Source organism: Pandoraea anapnoica, assembly GCF_902459765.1.
In the GTDB taxonomy this organism is placed as follows: Bacteria; Pseudomonadota; Gammaproteobacteria; order Burkholderiales; family Burkholderiaceae; genus Pandoraea; species Pandoraea anapnoica.
The window spans coordinates 219,817-237,425 of record NZ_CABPSP010000008.1; the positions used below are offsets into that span (position 1 = coordinate 219,817).

15 protein-coding genes are annotated in these 17,609 nt (G+C 64.2%); 2 read left to right on the top strand and 13 right to left on the bottom strand.

The features are described 5' to 3' along the window. Positions 1–64: 64 nt before the first annotated feature. Positions 65–1,444: an MFS transporter gene (locus PAN31117_RS14910; protein ID WP_150738849.1), complete on the bottom strand. Its 1,380-nt coding sequence runs from the start codon at positions 1,442–1,444 to the stop codon at positions 65–67. A gap of 258 nt (positions 1,445–1,702) precedes the next feature. Beyond that, positions 1,703–2,881, bottom strand: coding sequence for a 4-hydroxybenzoate 3-monooxygenase (gene pobA, locus PAN31117_RS14915; protein ID WP_150738850.1), 1,179 nt, complete (start codon positions 2,879–2,881; stop codon positions 1,703–1,705). 278 nt (positions 2,882–3,159) lie between these two features. Here pobA and PAN31117_RS14920 point away from each other — a divergent pair, with 278 nt between their 5' ends. Continuing rightward, on the top strand, positions 3,160–4,125 hold the full coding sequence (locus PAN31117_RS14920; RefSeq protein WP_174990966.1) for a helix-turn-helix domain-containing protein: 966 nt from the start codon (positions 3,160–3,162) through the stop codon (positions 4,123–4,125). On the opposite strand, the gene pcaD is transcribed toward PAN31117_RS14920, so the two are convergent. The 5 genes from pcaD to pcaH form a co-directional block, all read right to left on the bottom strand. Next, on the bottom strand, positions 4,126–4,914 hold the full coding sequence (pcaD, locus tag PAN31117_RS14925) for a 3-oxoadipate enol-lactonase (protein ID WP_150738852.1): 789 nt from the start codon (positions 4,912–4,914) through the stop codon (positions 4,126–4,128). 13 nt (positions 4,915–4,927) lie between these two features. Beyond that, complete coding sequence (gene pcaC, locus PAN31117_RS14930; protein ID WP_150738853.1) at positions 4,928–5,371, bottom strand: 4-carboxymuconolactone decarboxylase; 444 nt, start codon at positions 5,369–5,371, stop codon at positions 4,928–4,930. After that, complete coding sequence (locus PAN31117_RS14935) at positions 5,368–6,744, bottom strand: 3-carboxy-cis,cis-muconate cycloisomerase (RefSeq protein ID WP_150738854.1); 1,377 nt, start codon at positions 6,742–6,744, stop codon at positions 5,368–5,370. Before PAN31117_RS14935 ends, pcaC begins: the two co-directional genes overlap by 4 nt. 105 nt (positions 6,745–6,849) lie before the next feature. Then, positions 6,850–7,449, bottom strand: a complete 600-nt coding sequence (gene pcaG, locus PAN31117_RS14940) for a protocatechuate 3,4-dioxygenase subunit alpha (protein WP_150738855.1) — start codon at positions 7,447–7,449, stop codon at positions 6,850–6,852. A 3-nt stretch (positions 7,450–7,452) separates the two neighbouring features. Continuing rightward, entirely contained in the window at positions 7,453–8,163 is a 711-nt protein-coding gene (pcaH, locus tag PAN31117_RS14945; protein WP_150577561.1) for a protocatechuate 3,4-dioxygenase subunit beta, read from the bottom strand. A 131-nt stretch (positions 8,164–8,294) separates the two neighbouring features. On the opposite strand from pcaH, the gene pcaQ reads away from it, so the two are divergent. Next, positions 8,295–9,242 (top strand): pca operon transcription factor PcaQ, encoded by a 948-nt coding sequence (gene pcaQ, locus PAN31117_RS14950; protein ID WP_150738856.1) that lies wholly within the window; start codon positions 8,295–8,297, stop codon positions 9,240–9,242. A 12-nt stretch (positions 9,243–9,254) separates the two neighbouring features. On the opposite strand, the gene PAN31117_RS14955 is transcribed toward pcaQ, so the two are convergent. The 6 genes from PAN31117_RS14955 to PAN31117_RS14980 all read right to left on the bottom strand — a co-directional run bounded on the left by PAN31117_RS14955 (position 9,255) and on the right by PAN31117_RS14980 (position 17,462). Then, positions 9,255–10,163 (bottom strand): amidohydrolase family protein, encoded by a 909-nt coding sequence (locus tag PAN31117_RS14955; protein WP_150738857.1) that lies wholly within the window; start codon positions 10,161–10,163, stop codon positions 9,255–9,257. Continuing rightward, positions 10,160–11,896 (bottom strand): acyl-CoA dehydrogenase family protein, encoded by a 1,737-nt coding sequence (locus PAN31117_RS14960; RefSeq protein ID WP_150738858.1) that lies wholly within the window; start codon positions 11,894–11,896, stop codon positions 10,160–10,162. The genes PAN31117_RS14955 and PAN31117_RS14960 overlap by 4 nt, the downstream gene beginning before the upstream one ends. Before the next feature lie 9 nt (positions 11,897–11,905). After that, positions 11,906–13,744 carry a feruloyl-CoA synthase gene (locus PAN31117_RS14965; protein WP_150738901.1) on the bottom strand — a complete coding sequence of 613 codons (1,839 nt, stop codon included), beginning with the start codon at positions 13,742–13,744 and terminating at the stop codon, positions 11,906–11,908. 123 nt (positions 13,745–13,867) lie between these two features. Further along, on the bottom strand, positions 13,868–15,319 hold the full coding sequence (locus tag PAN31117_RS14970; RefSeq protein WP_150738859.1) for an aldehyde dehydrogenase: 1,452 nt from the start codon (positions 15,317–15,319) through the stop codon (positions 13,868–13,870). A gap of 18 nt (positions 15,320–15,337) precedes the next feature. Beyond that, positions 15,338–16,168 (bottom strand): p-hydroxycinnamoyl CoA hydratase/lyase, encoded by an 831-nt coding sequence (locus tag PAN31117_RS14975; protein WP_039400467.1) that lies wholly within the window; start codon positions 16,166–16,168, stop codon positions 15,338–15,340. A gap of 151 nt (positions 16,169–16,319) precedes the next feature. Further along, complete coding sequence (locus PAN31117_RS14980) at positions 16,320–17,462, bottom strand: porin (protein WP_150738860.1); 1,143 nt, start codon at positions 17,460–17,462, stop codon at positions 16,320–16,322. Between the last annotated feature and the right edge of the window lie 147 nt (positions 17,463–17,609).

Sequence of the window (17,609 nt, forward strand, 5' to 3'; positions counted from 1 at the left end):
ACAAAGCGCCGCGTCGATACAGCCACTGCTACGGCCAAACGATTAGCCGCATACACTTCGAGCGTCAGTGCATCGCGGCCGAGTTGCGTGCCTCGCTTGCGTTCTGTGCCGGACGGTTGCCGCTCGAACGCTCCCATGCGTTCTTGGCGAGCAGCGCGACGGTTGCGATCACGGCCGGAATTGCCAGCAGCGAAAACGTGGCCGAAAAGCCGAGATGACGACGCACCAGCTCTGCACCGAGCAGCGCACCGGCAATGCCGCCGAAGCGACCGATGCCGAGCATCCAGGCCACGCCGGTCGCACGACCGTTCGTCGGATAGAACATCGCCGCCAGCGACGGCATGGACGATTGCGCACCGTTCATCGCCGTGCCCGCAAGGAAGATCAGCGTCACGAGCATGCCGATGTTGCCAATCGCCTGTCCGACGGCATAGACCAGCACAGCGGTCAGCGCATAGCCCACGGCCACGACCTTCTGCGCGTTGAACTTGTCCATCAGCCAGCCCGACAGAATCGTGCCGATGCCACCGCCCAGCGGGAACAATGCCGTTATCAACGCAGCGCGCTCAATCGTGAAACCCGCATCCTTGAACAGAATCGGCATCCAGCTCGTGAGCAGATAGAAGATCACCAGCCCCATGAAGTAGGTAACCCACAGCATCAGCGAACCGAAACCGTATTGCTTGGACAGCACCACACCCATCGCCGATCCGGCACGCTTCGGTGCGGCTTCCACGACCGTGAATGCGCCAACGTCATCGAGCGATTCGCCCGAGATGCGCGACAGAACGCGACGCACACGCTCCACCGGCTTGTGCTTGACCACAAGAAACTTCACCGACTCCGGCAGACAAACGATCAGCAGCACCGACAGCACCAGCGGAAGCACGCCGCCGAGCACGAGCACGCTATGCCAGCCGAAGTGCGGAATCAGCCACGAGGCGACAAATCCGCCGACCGATGCGCCCAGCGGAAAGCCGCAGAACATGGTGTTGACGATCACCGCACGGCGAGCTTCCGGCGCGTACTCGGAAATCAGCGTCACGGCGTTGGGCATGGCCGCGCCCAGACCGAGGCCCGTGAGAAAACGCAGCACGGTCAGCGTCTGGAGATCCTGCGCAAATGCCGTCGCGAGACTGGCGATGCCGAAGAACACCACCGACAGCACGAGCATCGTCTTGCGACCGACCTTGTCGGCGAGCGGCCCGGCGAAGATCGCGCCGCCGGCCAGACCGAAGAGCGCCGCCGAGAGTACCGGGCCGAGCGAGCCCTTGTCGATGTGCCATTGCTGCACCAGCGAGGGCGCAATGTAACCGATGGCCGCCGTATCGAATCCGTCGATGGCCACGATGAAGAAACACAGGATCAGCACCAGCCACTGATAGCCGGAAAATCGCTGTGCGTTGATGTAGGCGGGCACGTCCACCGTGCGCGGTTGATTCATGACGCTGTCTCCTCGGGGCGGTGCCGCCCCGTTGTTCATTCCATTATTTTTTTGAAATCGTCGCCGCCGGAGCGCGCCCGAATGTCGGGGGTCGTGCGCGTGAAGGTGTCCGGCTCGATGACTGCCCGCCGTCTTGATGCGGCATTACAGCGAAGCGGATTTCTGCCGCTAATGTACGTCCTTACCTTGCCCGTCGAAATGATCTTTCGTCAAGCCATCCATAACGGGCAGTTATGGATGACTTGACGCCCGAAACGCTCAGGCCAGCGGCAGACCGACGTAATTCTCCGCCAACATGAGCGACGCCGCGCGCGAGCTGACCACGTACTCCAGCTCCGAGCGCTGCATCTGCTGTTCGAACGGCGTGGCATCGTCGATTCGATGCAGCATGCGCGTCATCCAGTACGAGAAATGCTCCGCACGCCAGATGCGCTTGAGCGCCGCCTCCGAATAGCCTTGCAGTGCGGTTTCACTGTCGCGATGAAAGAAGTCATCGAGCGCACGCGCCAGACGCCACACGTCCGCCACCGCCAGATTCATGCCCTTCGCGCCGGTCGGCGGCACGATGTGGGCGGCGTCGCCCGCCAGGAACAGACGCCCGTACTGCATCGGCGTCGCCACGAAGCTGCGCATTGCAACCACGTTCTTCTGGAAGATCGGCCCCTCCTTGAGACGCCAGCCATCGTCGCTCTCGGTACGTGCATGCAGTTCTTCCCAGATTCGTGCGTCGCTCCATTCCTCGGCGCGTTCGTTCGGATCGCACTGGAAGTACATGCGCTGCACCGTGGGCGAGCGCGTACTGATCAGCGCGAAGCCACGCTCGTGCGAGGCGTAGATCAATTCGTCCGACGACGGCGGGGCCTCGACCAGCACGCCGAACCAACCGAACGGATACACGCGTTGGTATTCCTTACGCACCGACGTCGGGATGGCCGGGCGGCAGACGCCGTGGAAGCCGTCGCAGCCTGCAATGAAATCGCACGTGAGTCGACGCGACTGACCGTCCACCGTGAACTGCACACTCGGTTGCGTGCTATCGATGTCGTTCACCGAGACGTCGGACACGTCGAACAGAATCTCGCCCTCTGCCGCTTCTCGTGCAGCGATCAGATCCTTGATGACTTCGTGCTGCGCATAGACGGTAATTGCGCGGCCGGTCAGTTCCGTGAGCGCAATGCGGTGACGCTGTCCGCCGAACGCCAGCTCGACGCCGTGGTGCACCGCGCCTTCGCGACGCATGCGCTCACCCACGCCGGTCTCGTTCAGGATATCCATCGTGCCCTGCTCCAGCACACCGGCACGAATGGTTGACTCGACGGCTGCACGGGAGCGCGATTCGAGCACGATGGACTCGATGCCTTGCAAATGCAGCAGATGGGACAGCAGCAGACCGGCAGGACCGGCACCGACGATGACGACAGGGTAATGGGTGCGCATGAGTTGTCTCCTTTCATTGCACCGCCCGCGCCCGGCACACCTGCGCCGGACATCTCGTGACAGGAAAACGGCCTGTCGGCGGATTGCATTTCTTGGATGCTTCACGCCAACCACCCCAACTTAGGACTGCGCGTAAACGAGCATGTCCTAAGTCATTTTGATGCCTTGTCACGAGGGGCGAATGCGTCATATCTTATGGAGCGCGCACGTCGCGTTGAATGGATGAATCGACGACTTTCTTGTACTTTTTCGACAACTTCGACCAAGGGAAAACCAGTATGTCAGGCGCGTCATCCCGGCTGCGCGCGGCGCGCGAGACGATTCCGGAATTCTCCTTGTATGGCGAGTTGACGGAAACAGACAGCGGCGACTTCGTCCATATCGAATGGATCGAGACACGCAGCCGCCTTTACGACTGGCATATCGATACGCATCGCCATCTGGGGTTGTTTCAGGTGCTCGCGATTTTCGAGGGCACAGTGGAAGCCAATGTCGACGACGCGACGTGGGAAGTCGAGGGTCCGGCCGTCATCACGGTGCATCCGTCGGCCGTGCACAACTTCCGCTTCTCGCGCGGGGCGCATGGCTTCGTGCTTACGATGGCGCAGAGCGTGCCGTTCGATGCCGCCATCGGCGCGGATGCCGATATGGCGTCGCTGCTGCGAAAACCGTGGCTATTCCCGCTGGCCGATGCGCCGCAAACACGCGACCGTCTCTACACGCTGCTGGGCCTCGTCATGGACGAGTTCTCGCGCCCGCAACTGGGGCACGCGGAGATGGTCGGATGGCTCACGCGCAGCATTCTGCTGTTGCTCGCCCGTCTGCATGCGCATCACGATTCGGCCACGCGCACGGGGCGTACCGAACTGGATCTGTTCGCGCGCTTTCGCGCGCTGGTGGAGGCACATTACACCGAAGCGTGGGCCGTCCCGGCGTATGCGCAACGGTTGCATGTGACGGAGAGCAAGCTCAATCGTCTGTGCCGACGCATCTCGGGCAAATCGGCGTTCGATCTGGTGCAGGACCGGCTGATGCTGGAGGCGAGACGCAAGCTGATCTACATTCCCGCGCCGGTCTCTCATGTTGCCTACGAACTGGGGTTTCAGGATCCCGCGTACTTCTGCCGCGTGTTCAAACGACATGTCGGCGTCACGCCGTCGGCCTTCCGGCGAACGGCGCAACACGCGCATCTGGGCGACGAATCCGATCTTACGGCGGATCTCGTCGCTGCCATGACCGAATGATCACGCACGCAGGAAGGTCAGCAACGCCTCGGTGACGGCCGAGGCACACTCGATGTTCGAGAGGTGTGCGCCCGGCACGATGACCTGCTGCGCCCCCGGAATGCGCTCGACCATCGCCGTGGACATCGCAGGTGGGGTCGCCAGATCGCCCGAGCCGGTAATGACCAGCGTCGGCGCGGTAATCGCGGCGATCTCGTCCAACTGATTCATGTCGCGCACCGCCGCGCAAGCGGCCGCATACCCGGCGGGTGCGAGCGAGCGGAACATCGCCTTCATGCGCTCGACAGTCGCGCCCTCGCGCTCGGCGAACTCCGGCGTGAACCAGCGCGAGACCACCGCATCGGTCACGGCGTTCATGCCGTCGGCCTGCACGGCGCGAATGCGACCGTTCCACACGTCTTCCGCACCGATGTGCGCCGACGAGCAGACAATGGCGAGACGATTCAGGCGCTGCGGCGCGTGAATGCCCAGCCACATGCCCGTCATCCCGCCCATCGACACGCCCGCGAGGCTCGCACGCTCGATGTCGAGCGCGTCGAGCAACGCCACAACATCGCGCCCCAACTGGTCGATGACGTACGGTCCCGGCGTGACGGACGAGCCGCCATGGCCCCGCGTGTCGTAACGGATGACACGAAACTCGCGCGCGAGCGCGGGCACTTGCGGCGCCCACATATCGAGCGTCGTGCCGAGCGAGTTGGACAACACCAGCGCAGGTGCATGGTCGTCGCCATCGATGGCGATGCGCAACTGGGCGTCGCCCACGTCGATCAGACGTTCTACCGTCATTTGCTTCGTCTCCTCAGGCGGTCTTCTCATCACCCACATGACCCACGTCGGGCACGCGCGTGGTCGATCCCGGCTCGGCGGCTTCCATTTCCGCGAAGACCTTCTCGGCATCGTGAATCGCCTGATTGGCGGCGGGCAGTCCGGCGTACAGCGCGGCGTGCATGAACAGTTCCTTCATTTCCTCGCGCGTCACGCCGTTGTTGAACGCTGCGCGCACGTGCATGCGGAATTCGTCGCCGCGATTAAGGGCGATGAGCAGCGACAGCGTGATCATGCTGCGCATGTGGCGCGTCAATCCCGGGCGCGTCCAGATATCGCCCCAGGCGAAGCGCGTGATGAAGTCCTGAAAGTCTTCGTTGAAGTCGTTGCGGCGCGTGAGCGTGCGGTCGACGTGCGCGTCGCCGAGCACACCGCGTCGTACTTGCATGCCGTTGTCGTAGCGTTCCTGATCGTTCATTTGGATGTCCTGCCGTGTTGGGTTGACGGCACCGCCGCATCCGCGAGCGCGAGCACCTGACTCACGAACGTATCGGCAGCGCCCAGATAGTGTTGTGGGTCCGTCAGGCGTTCGAGCGCCTCGACGGACAGCACGCGCGTGATCTCGGTGTCTTCACGCAGGACATCGAGCAAATGACGCTGCTGCGCGAGCGCATCGCGGCAACGCGCTTCCACGCGACGATGTGCTTCGAGCCGTCCCATCGATTCGCCCAGCGCCATCGTCACGGCTTCGGCCATGATGAGCCCGTGCGTGACGTCGAGATTGGCGCGCATGCGGGCCGTATCGACCGTCCAATCGTTCACGAGCGCGCGCGCCGTCGCCAGCGCACCACCGCACAACATGAGCAGCTCGGGCAGCGTTTCCCACTCGGCGTGCCAGGTGCCCAGTCCGCGCTCGTGGTCCTGCTGCATCGCGGAGAACAACGTCGCGACGAGCTGTGGCGTGCGTGCGGCAGCCGCAAGGATGGCCGCGCAGCCGACCGGATTGCGCTTGTGCGGCATGGTGGACGAGCCACCACGTCCCGCGCCGGAGGCTTCGGCGATCTCGCCGACTTCCGTTTGCGTCAGCAGCGCCGTATCGCGTGCGAACTTGCCGAGCGAGCCGGTCAGCGTTGCGGCCCAGCTTCCCACGCGTACGATGCGATCACGCTGGCCGTGCCACGGCGTCGCGCCTTCGGACAGACCGAGATGACTTGCGAGCGCCGTCGCGACGGCCGGGCCTTGCGTGCCGAGCGACGCCAGCGTGCCCGCAGCGCCACCGAACTGCACGCAGAGTACCTGTTCGCGCACGCTGGCGAGGTCGGCGCGCGCGCGCAACAAAGTGTCGAGTGTACCGGCGAGTTTGAGACCGAAGGTGATCGGCAACGCGTGCTGGAGCCACGTACGGCCGATCATGACCGTCGCGCGATGTTGCCGGACCTGCTCGGCGAGCGTAGCGATCAGCGCGTCGAGATCCGCACCGAGGTCGTCGAGCGCACCTCGCACTTGCAGGATGAGGCCGGTATCGATGGCGTCCTGACTGGTCGCGCCCCAATGAACGAAGCGGGCGGCATCGGCGTCGTGCGTCTTCACGCGCGCCGTCAGTTGCTTGACCAACGGAATGGCGAGGTTGCCCGCGCAGGCGGCGGCGTCGCGCAATGCCATCCAGTCGAGATCGCCCGCACGTGCGGCCGCAGTGATCGGCGCGACGGCGGCGGCCGGGATCAGGCCGACTTCGGCTTCAGCGGCGGCGAGCGCCACTTCGAAGTCGAGCATGCCCTGCAATGTGGCGTCGCGGGAGAATCGCGCCGACACGGCAGCGCCGCGCAGTAAAGAGTCAAGCAGTTCCGTCATCAGAGAATTCGATGCGTTGCAACAATGCAGATACGGCCACAGGCTGCCGGCATTCGCATGCCGGCAGCCCGAAGCCGCGCCAGATTCAGCGTGACATGACAGACGTCAGAGGTCGAGGAACACCGTCTCCTCGTCGCCCTGCATGCGAATGTCGAACCGGTACGTCACACGCCCGCCGTTCACCTCACGGCGTGCAATCAGCGTGTGACGGCGCTCGGACGGCACTTGTTGCAGTACGGGGTCGGCCGCATTGGCCGCTGCCTCATCGTCGAAATAGATACGCGTAAACAGATGATTGAGCAAGCCCCGCATCGTCAGAATCACGTCGATGCGCGGTGCGTCGCCCTGCGCAGCCACGCCAGGCTTGATCGTCTCGATGACGAAGCGGTTCTCGGCGTCTGTGCCCGTGCCGCAACGGGCCGCCCCCGCGAAGCCGGTGCGCTCGATGTCTTCGGCGGTCTCGACGTAGCGGCCGTGGGCGTCCGCCTGCACGATTTCGATAAGCGCGTCGTTGACCGGATTGCCCGCACCGTCGAGCACCTGCCCGATCAGGCGGATGTGCTCACCTTCTGCGTGGTCGGCAGCGACCACCGGCGTGAAGGCGCTCTTGAAGTCGTACAGATACTGCTCCGGCGACAGGCCATAAGCGAAGTACGGGCCGACGGTCTGCGACGGCGTTTGCTTGAATTCGGGAGTAGTGGACATGGCTCAGGACTCCATCGGCGTTTGGTCGGCACCGCGCAGGACGATGTCGAATTCGTAACCCAGTGCGTACTCCGGCTCGGTGATGTCCATCGAGAAGCGCGCGATCAGGCGGTCGCGGGCATGGGCCGGCGTTGCTTCGAAGATCGGATCGTAGGCGAGCAGCGGATCGCCCGGGAAGTACATCTGCGTGACCAGACGGGTCGCAAAGTAATGGCCGAACACCGAGAAGTGCAGATGCTGGGGACGCCACGCGTTGTGGTGGTTCTTCCACGGATACGCGCCCGGCTTGATCGTCAGGAATTTGTAGCGGCCTTCGGCGTCGGTCATGGCGCGACCGGCCCCGAGGAAGTTCGGATCGAGCGGCGCGTCGTGCTGGTCGACCTTGTGCACATAGCGCCCGCACGCGTTGGCCTGCCACAGCTCCACGAGCGTGTTCGGCACCGGACGTCCGCCTTCGTCGAGCACGCGGCCCGTGACGATCATGCGCTCGCCCAGCGGCTCGCCGTTTCGCACCGCGTTACGCGTAAGGTCGTTGTCGAGCGCACCGATGATGCCGTTGCCATAGACCGGCGAGCGCAGGTCGGCCAGGTTCTGCTTCACCGGCACGAGCAATTGTTTGGGGCCGCGCAGCGCCGTGGACTTGTACCCGCTATCGATGAGCTTGGGATGCGAATCCCAGTCGCGGGGGCGCAGGACGGTTGTCGTCTTCGACATGGTCTCACTCCATTTTGTGTTGACTGATCTGGCAGGCGCGTTGGCCGGTCACCAGCTTGTTTTCGACACTATATCCATAATCAACGGATATATTTATTGACATTTTCTTAGGCTTTTCATAACTTTCCGGCATGGAAAGACACCTACTCGACGGACGCATCAAGCTGCGTCATCTGCAATGCCTGCTGGCCGTCGCCCAGCACGGCAGCTTGCAGCGCGCGGCGGAAGCCCTGTCCATTACCCAGCCCGCCGTCAGCAAGACGATTGCCGAGCTCGAAGGGCTGCTGGGTGTGCGTCTGTTCGATCGGGGTCGTAACGGGGCCCGGCCCACGGCCCAGGCCGAGCTGTTCCTGCGCCATGCGGGGGCGAGCGTCAGTGCGTTGCGTCAGGGCATCGACGTGCTCTCGCGTGCCGTCGGCCAGACCGGCGGCGTGATCGAGATCGCCGTGCTGCCCACGCTCGCGGCCGCGATGATGCCCGGCGTGCTCGAAGCGTTCCGGCGCGAATGGCCGGGCATCGTCGTGCAAGTGCATACCGGTGCCAACCAGCAACTCCTCACGCAACTGAAGTCCGGTCAGGTCGCGCTGGCGCTGGGGCGGATGTCTGACCCCGAAGGCATGGCTGGGCTGACGTTCGAACATCTGTGCGCCACGCCGCTTAGTGTCGTCGTGCGGCCCGAGCATCCGCTGGTGCAGAAGCGCAGCGTGTCGATGGCGGATATCGCCCACCATCACGTGATCCTGCCGCCGTACGGCACGATCCTGCGTCACACGGCGGACAGCTTTCTGCGTGCGCACGGTGTCGGCACGCTCGACGACTATTCCGAACTGCTCTCGATGTCGCTCGCCCGCGCGATGACCTTGCGCGACGACGTCGTCTGGATCGCCTCGGAGATCACCGTGCAGGACGACCTCGCCGATGGCGCACTGTGCGCTCTGCCCTTCGCGACGAAAGGCACCGAGGAGTCCATCGGCATTCTGTGGCGTAACGACACCGTGCCGACACCGCCCGGGCAGACGCTCATCAGCGCCATGCGCGAAGCCGCGCGCCTGCGTTACGGCATGCCGGGGTTGCGCTGACGACATCTCGGCTCACGCCTCGGCGGCGGTCATTGTGTCCGACACGGCCGCCAGCCCGAGCATGCGCACGGCGTTGCCCTTGAGCAGTAGCGGTTTGACCTCGTCGCGAAAGCCCGCCGTCTCGAAATCCTTGAGCCAGCGGTCCGGTGCGATGAGCGGGAAATCCGAGCCGAACAGCATCTTCTCGCGCAGCAGCGAATTCGCGTACTGAATCAGCTCCGGCGAGAAGTACTTGGGCGACCATCCCGACAGATCGATGTAGACGTTCGGCTTGTGCAGCGCGATGGACAGTGCCTGCGATTGCCACGGCCACGACGGATGCGCGATCACGATGTTCATATCCGGGAAGTCGGTCGCCACGTCGTCGAGATGGATCGGCTCCGAGTATTTCAGCCGCAATCCGCCGCCACCCGGCATGCCCGAGCCGATCCCCGAATGCCCGCTGTGGAACACTGCCGTGAGCTTGTGCTCGGCGATGAGTTCGTACATCGGGTACGCCATGCGGTCGTTGGCGAAGAAGCCCTGCATGGTCGGATGGAACTTGAACCCGCGCACACCGAATTCTTCGACCAGCCGACGCGCCTCGCGCACGCCCATCTTGCCCTTGTGCGGATCGATGCTCGCGAACGCGATCATGATGTCGGCGTTCTCCTGCGCAAAGCCCGCGATCTCCTCGTTCGGAATGCGGCGTCGGCCGATGTTCGCTTCGCAGTCGACGGTAAACATCACAAAGCCGATATTGCGCTCGCGGTAATGCGCAATGGTCTCGGGAATCGTGGGGCGGCGATTCTGCTTGAGCACCGTACCGAAGTACTTGTCGGCGGCGTCGTCGAACGCCTTGCCGAACAGGTCCGGTGGCTGGCAGCAAGACACTTCCGCGTGCACGTGGGTGTCGATAGCGACGAGATTGTCGAGGTTCATTCGGCGGTCTCCGGATCCTGAATCTGCGATGCGACGATCGCCATCGCGCGACGCGTATGCGGTAGTTCGAACTTCAGCCAATAGCGCGCGGCGCGGCGTTTGGCATCCGACGCACTGCCCGCCCCGGCCTCCGCCATCGATGCCTGCGCCCAAAGCCCGGCCATCGACAAGCCGTGAACCGCCTGCATGACTTCCCCGGCGACGCACAGCGCTGCACGCGGCGTCGCTCGCGCCAAAGCGATGAGCGAGGGCATCAGGTCAGTCCACGCATCGAAGCCGTGAAGTGCGTCGTCGAAACCGTTCAATCGTTCCAGCGCCCGCGCTTCCCTCACCTGCGCCTGCCCCCACGCCAGCCAGCGCGACAGCGTCACGCCGTCGTCTTTGACGATCTTGCGCATCAGCAAATCGATGGCCTGAATCTCGTTGGTGCCCTCGTAGATCATCGGAATGCGCGCATCGCGCACGAACTGCGAGATGCCCGTCTCTTCGACATAGCCATAACCACCGAAGACTTGCAGCGCATCGCTTGCCCCATGAAATGCCTGCGCCGTCGCGGTCGCTTTGACGATGGGTGTGAGCAGCGCTGCCAGTGCATCGGCATCGGTGCGCATCGCCGGGGTGGACGCGTGATGCGCTTCGTCGACGGCGAGTGCTGCGCGATACAACAGCAAGCGCGCGCCCTCCACGCCGACACGCTGCCCTTCGAGCAAACGCCAGACCGCCGGATGCCCGGCAATCGGTGCCCCGACGTCTGCGCCCGGCACACGCGATTGGACGCGCTGATGCGCATGACGCACCGACATCTCGTAAGCGCCTTGCGCCAGCCCCACCGCCGACGCACCGACATGCAAACGTGCCGAGTTCATCATCGCAAACATCGCTTCCAGTCCACGATGCACTTCGCCGACGAGGTACCCTATCGCACCTTCGAACGCCATCGAACAGGTCGCGCTGCCGCGAATACCCATCTTGTGTTCGATACCGGTGCAGCGCACTTCGTTGCGCTCTCCGTTCGCGAGAATCTTCGGTACCAGAAAAAGCGACAAACCGGCGCTGCCTGGGGGCGCATCCGATGTACGCGCCAGCACGAGATGCACGATGTTCGGCGTCAGATCTTGCTCACCGCCAGAGATGAAGATCTTCTCCCCCGTGACGCGCACAGTTTCCTGTTGCTCGTCAGTCCAAACCGCGCGCGTACGAATCTGTCCCAGATCGCTGCCCGCGCCCGGCTCCGTCAGGCACATCGTCGCCAGCCACTCTCCGCTGACCAGCGGCGCGAGCCACGCGTCGCGTAACGCCGCGCTGCCGAAGCGGTGCACGCATTCGTACGCGCCGTGCAGAATGCCGGGATACATCGTCCATGCGAGATTCGCGCCCGCCGTCAACTCCTGCACGGCAATCTGCGCGACGAGCGGCAGTCCTTGCCCGCCCAACGACGGATCGCACGGCAAAGACGGCCATCCTGCGTCTCGATACTGACAGTAAGCGTCGGCGAACCCGGCAGGCGTGCGCACCGCGCCATCGCGCCAGGTGCAGCCCTCGCGGTCGCCGACAGCATTCAGTGGGGCAAGCACCTCACGCGAGAAGCGCGCCGCCTCGTCGACGACCTGCACGAGGGTGGCCGTATCGAATTCTTGGAACGGTGCGAGCCGCGTGAGCGCCTCGCTTACCCCGAGTGTCTCCAGCACGAACGCGATGTCCTCGGCCGCGCTGCGCAATTCCGATGGATGCATGACAGCGCCCTATCGACGTGTGGGCGCAAGGATCACGCGCGGGTCGCCTGCTGTGGCGGCGTGGAGCGCATCGACCGTCGCGGACCGATGGTCCTGCACCGCGCGTTGATTGATCGAACCTTTGTCCGTCACCTCGCCCAGGTCGAGCGACGGCGGCGTGTCGAGCAGCAGCAGACGGGCGACGCTCGTGGCGCTGCCACTCGCGCTGGCATTGAGTCGCGTGAGAAGCGACGCGAACATCTCGCGCACCGGCGTTGATGCCAGCACGTCAGCCAGCGACGCATCCTTCGGCAGACCGCTCAACCGACGGCAATCGTCCACGCGCGGGAAGATCATCAGACCGATATCGTCGCGATTGATGCCCGTGACCACCGCGTCCTGCACGTACGGTGCACCTTCGGAGATCACGCGCGCCCGCAGCGGTCCCACGCTGACGAAGGTGCCCGAACTGAGCTTGAAATCCTCGGTGATGCGTCCGTCGAACTGAAGGCCCGCCTCGGGGTCTTGCGTATCGACGAAGGTCGCGGCGTCACCCGTGCAGTAGTAGCCCTCTTCGTCGAACACCGGGTCCGACGCTTCGTGACGCCAGTACCCCGCCATAACGTTCGGACCGCGAAAGCGCACTTCGAGCTTCCCACCCACTGGCGCAAGCTTTACCTCGCACCCCGGGGCGGGCAGGCCGATGTAGCCCGCGCGCATGACCGGTCCCGTGGTGAACATGCAACTCGGCGACGTCTCCGTCATCCCGAGACCGGACATGATGCGAATCCGCTCGCCGCAATGCGTTTCGGTCACGCGTTCCAGCCGGTCCCACGCCGCTTGCGACAACCCGGCACCACCGAAGAAGTACAGATTCACCCGGGCAAAGAAGCGCTCACGCAGGGCCGCGTCGCGCTCCAGCGCAATCGCCAGGTCTTCCCAGCCCTTGGGCACATTGAAGTAGACGGTCGGAGAAATCTCGCGCAGGTTGCGCAACGTCTCCTCGAACTTGCCTGCGACGGGCTTGCCGTCGTCGATATACAGCGTGCCACCGTTGTAGAGCGCGATGCCCACGTTGTGACTGCCGCCATACGTGTGATTCCACGGCAACCAGTCGACGAGCACGGGCGGTGCCTCGCCGAACGTCGGAAACGTTTGCAGCAACATCTGCTGGTTACTGCACAGCATGCGTTGCGTCGTCGGCACGGCCTTCGGCTGACGTGTCGATCCCGACGTGAAGAGAATCTTGGCGACGGTATCGCCGTTCACCTTCGCGTGTACGGCGTCAATGTCGCGCGGCACCACGTCCGCGAACGTGTCGAACGACACGGTGCCACGATCGCCATCTGCCGTGACGCGAATCACCTCGTCGCCCAGCACAGCGTCCATCGCGCGCGCGTAAGCCGTCGCGTCGCTCGCGTACACGAGGCCCGGCTTGAGCAGACCCAGCGTGTGACGCAGCTTGCCGTAATCCGTCGATACGACGGAGTACGCTGGCGAAATCGGGGCGAACGGCACGCCCGCGTACATCGCACCCAGTGCAAGCTGGAAGTGTTCCAGATCGTTGCCCGACAAAATGGCGATGGGACGCTCCGCCGACAGGCCCCGGTCGCGCAATGCTTGTGCGATGGCACGCACGCGCAGCAACATCTGCCCATAGGTGATGCCGACCCATTCACCGTCCGCGCCACGGCGAGCAACGAGCCACCGCGTCGGATGCTTCGCTGCGCCGGAGACGAGACGGTCGGTCAGACGCTCGGGAAAATCGCCCAGCGCCTCACGCGAGCGCAGATACCAGAACTCGCCGTCGCGCTGCACTTCGACACCGGGATTGCCGATGGCGACATGCCGGTAGCGATGCCCGGCCATGTTGTTGCCTTGATTCAACACACTGTCTCCTGCTGGGTCAAGCACTCACCCGGCACGACGCGCTTTTTGTTCTCTGGGCAGCGTTCGTGCACGGGGACATTGTCGTCTCCCGCGTTGCGGGGATCAGATCGGATAGTGACGCGGTGTCGTCTGCACGGTGATCCAGCGCAGTTCCGTGAATTCTCCGATGGAGGCCTTACTACCGAAACGTCCGTAACCGCTCGCCTTTACGCCGCCGAACGGCATTTGGGCTTCGTCGTGCACGGTCGGGCCGTTGATGTGGCAGATGCCAGATTCGATACGCTTGGCCAGTTGCAGCGCGCGAGAGACGTCGCGGCTGAAGATCGCCGCCGACAAGCCGAACTCGCTGTCGTTCGCCGCGCGCACCGCTTCGTCGTCGCCGCTCACACGTTGAATCGTCACCACCGGGCCGAACGACTCCTCGCGATACAAGCGCATGGCAGGCGTCACGCCATCGACAATCGTCGCCTGCATGATTGCACCGTCGACGCGGCACCCGAGCGGCAGACGTGCACCGTGTTCGCGTGCATCCTCGACCAACGCCGCGACACGCGATGCCGCCTGTGCGCTCACCATCGCACCAAGCACGCTGTCGGGCGACGTCGGCGCACCGGCGTGCAGCTTGGCGGCCTTCGCCGTCAGCTTCTCCACGAACGCATCGGCAATGCGTGCGTCGACGATCACGCGCTCCGTCGACATGCAGATCTGCCCTTGATTGAAGAACGCGCCGAAGGCGACGCCATCGACGGCGGCATCGAGATCGGCGTCGTCCAGCACCATCACGGGCGCCTTGCCGCCCAGCTCCAGCAGCGCAGGCTTGAGATGCTCGGCCGCGAGACGCGCGATGATGCGGCCCACGTGCGTTGAACCCGTGAAGTTCACGCGACGTACCGCCGGATGCGCAATGAGACGCGCCACGATCTCGCCAGCATCCTGCGGTGCGTTCGTCACGACATTAACAACACCGTCGCCCAGTCCCGCTTCATGCAGGCAAGCACCGATCAGCGCATGCACGCCGGGGCACTGCTCCGATGCTTTGAGCACCACGGTATTGCCGCACGCGAGCGGCATCGCGAGCGCGCGCGTCGCCAGAATCACCGGTGCATTCCACGGCGCGATGCCGAGCACCACGCCGACCGGCGAGCGCACCGCCATCGCGAGACTGCCGGGCACGTCGCTGGGAATGACGCTGCCGTCGATCTGCGTCGTCATCGCCGCCGCTTCGCGCAGCATGTTGGCGGCGAGCATGACGTTGAAGCCGTACCAGTTCGCCATCGCACCGGTCTCGGCTGCGCCAATCGCGATGAACTCCGCCGCGCGGGCGTCCATGCGCTCGGCGGCCGCAAGCAGACGCTGACGGCGCGCCGTCGGAGAGAGCGCCGCCCACGCGGGGAACGCGGCCTGAGCGGCATCGACGGCCGCGTCGGCGTCGACCAGCGTGGCCGCCGGGGCGCGCGTCGCCACGTCGCCCGTCACCGGATCGATTCGCTCGAACGTCGCCCCGCCTTGCGCGCCACGCCACTGGCCGCCAATCAGCATCTGCACTTCATGCATCGCAGTCTTCCTCAGTGTTCAACGCTTGTAGGCTTGCAGGCCCGGCTTGATCGACTTGTCGTCGAGGAACTGCTTCAGGCCCTGTTCGCGGCCATGCTCCGGATCGCGCAGTTGCGCCTGATCGAGCTTGGCGTACAGGTAGTCTTCGCACTGCTCCCATGTGAGTTCGCGCGAACGCTTGAAGCCATGCTTCGCCGCACGCAGCACCACCGGATTCTTTTCGAGCAGTTTGGCGGCGAGCGCCAGCGTGGCGGCGCGCAATTCGGCGAGCGGCACGCTCTGATTGACGAGCCCCATGTCGGCGGCTTCGCGACCGGTGAACGTGTCGCCCGTCATGATGTAGTGCAGCGCACGACGATGGCCCACCGTGTCGGCCATGGCCTTGCTCACCAGATTGCCCGGCGGAATGCCCCAGTTGATTTCCGACAGGCCGAACACGGCGTCGTCGGCGGCAATCGCCAGATCGCAGGCCACCAGCGGCGAGAAGCCACCGCCGAAGCACCAGCCGTTGACCATCGCGATGGTCGGCTTGGCGTACATGCGCAGACGACGCCATTGCCAATCGGAGGCGTCGCGGCGAATACGCTCCTGCACGATCTCCGGTCCGCCGTCGATCTCGCGGAAGTACTCCTTCAGGTCCATCCCGGCCGTCCACGCAGCGCCAGCGCCCGTCAGCACGACAACACGCGCATCGTTATCGAGTTCGAGCGCGTCGAGCACCTGATTCATCTCAGTGTTCAGCGTCGGGCTCATCGCGTTGCGCTTATCCGGACGATTGAAGGTCACCCAGCCAATGCCGCCCTCCACCTTCACGTCGACCGTCTTCCAGCGTCCTTCGTATGCATTCATTTTGCGTAATTCCCAAATGTCCGGGGCAACCGAACCGCGTGCCGGGAGTGGTGCGCGGCGTTGCCGACAGACACAATTTAATATCAGGTTACCTTACATTGCAAGCGCGACGACTTCAGGGGAAACCCTGAAGATCGATCCGCGCTTGCGATCAGAACGTGTGACGCATGCCGAGCATCACACCTGCCTGCCCTTCGCCTGCGGGCGGCGTGGTACCACCACCGCCGCCGCTGACCGAATAGGCCGCGCGGGCGCTGTTGAAGAGGTAGGCGGCCTGTGCATAGACGGCCGTGCGCACGGAGAGCGAATACGTCGCACGCAGCGTGGTCATCGTGCCACGCGTGTCGTGGTCGCTGTTGATGATGCGATAGACCTCGGCGTCGACCAGCCAGGCGGGCGTGACGCTGTACGCTGCACCGAGGTAGAAAAGGTTCGAATGCGTGTTGACGGCAGACGTCGACACGCGACGTCCCAGCCAGCCGCCGCCGACCTTGAACGCACCGTACTTGTAATACGCGCCGAGGGTGGTGCGCGTGTCCTTGTCGCCGCTGCTGGTGAAAACGGATGTGGCCTGACCGTCGAAGAAGTTGGCCGCCGCGTTGGTGCCGCCGCGCTGCTCTTCATACGACGCCGCCACGCCGAAGTTGCTCGCGTCGTATTTGAGCATGACCGACCAGTCGCGACATTGCACCGACTGACCCGGCACTTGTCCGGCGCAGGTGCCCTGCCCCGGCGAATTGCCGGTGCCTGCCGAGTCACGGCCAAAGGAATAGCCAGCGCCGAACGTCAGGCCCTGCCAGCCAACCTGATACGTCACCGAGTTGTCGGTGCGGGCGTTCGGGATGTAGGCGTCGAACGACCCCATGCCGTAGATGTCCGGCCCGAGAATGTCCGAGCCCAGCAACGCGTAGTACGTCATGGTGTATTGGCGGCCGAACGACAGCGTGCCATACGGCCCCTTCACACCCACGAACGCCTGACGGCCGAACAAACGACCGCCCTGACCGAGATCGCCGCCACGAATGTTGAAACCGCTCTCCAGCTGGAAGATGGCCGCGAGTCCACCGCCGAGGTCTTCACTGCCGCGCAGCCCCCAGCGCGACGGCAGTTCGCCGGTCACGCCCGGCATGCGCACGACCGAGCCGTTCGGGCTCGCATGCGAGACGTACTCGATGCCGGTGTCGACGATGCCGTACAGCGTGACGCTCGACTGCGCGCAGGCGATGGACGGTACCGCCAACGCGGCGACCGCCGCCAATGGCGCAAGCGTGTGACGTGAAATGCGAAAAGCCATGAAAGTCTCCAGATTATTGATGTCGTTATATGTGCTACGTGAATCAGTCGATGCGTCCGGCGTTACGCCAGAAAAAACGCGACGGCGGCCTTTGCATGCCGTCCGTCGCGCACAAGCGAGGCCGAGTCGAGTCAACCTTTCGGGCCA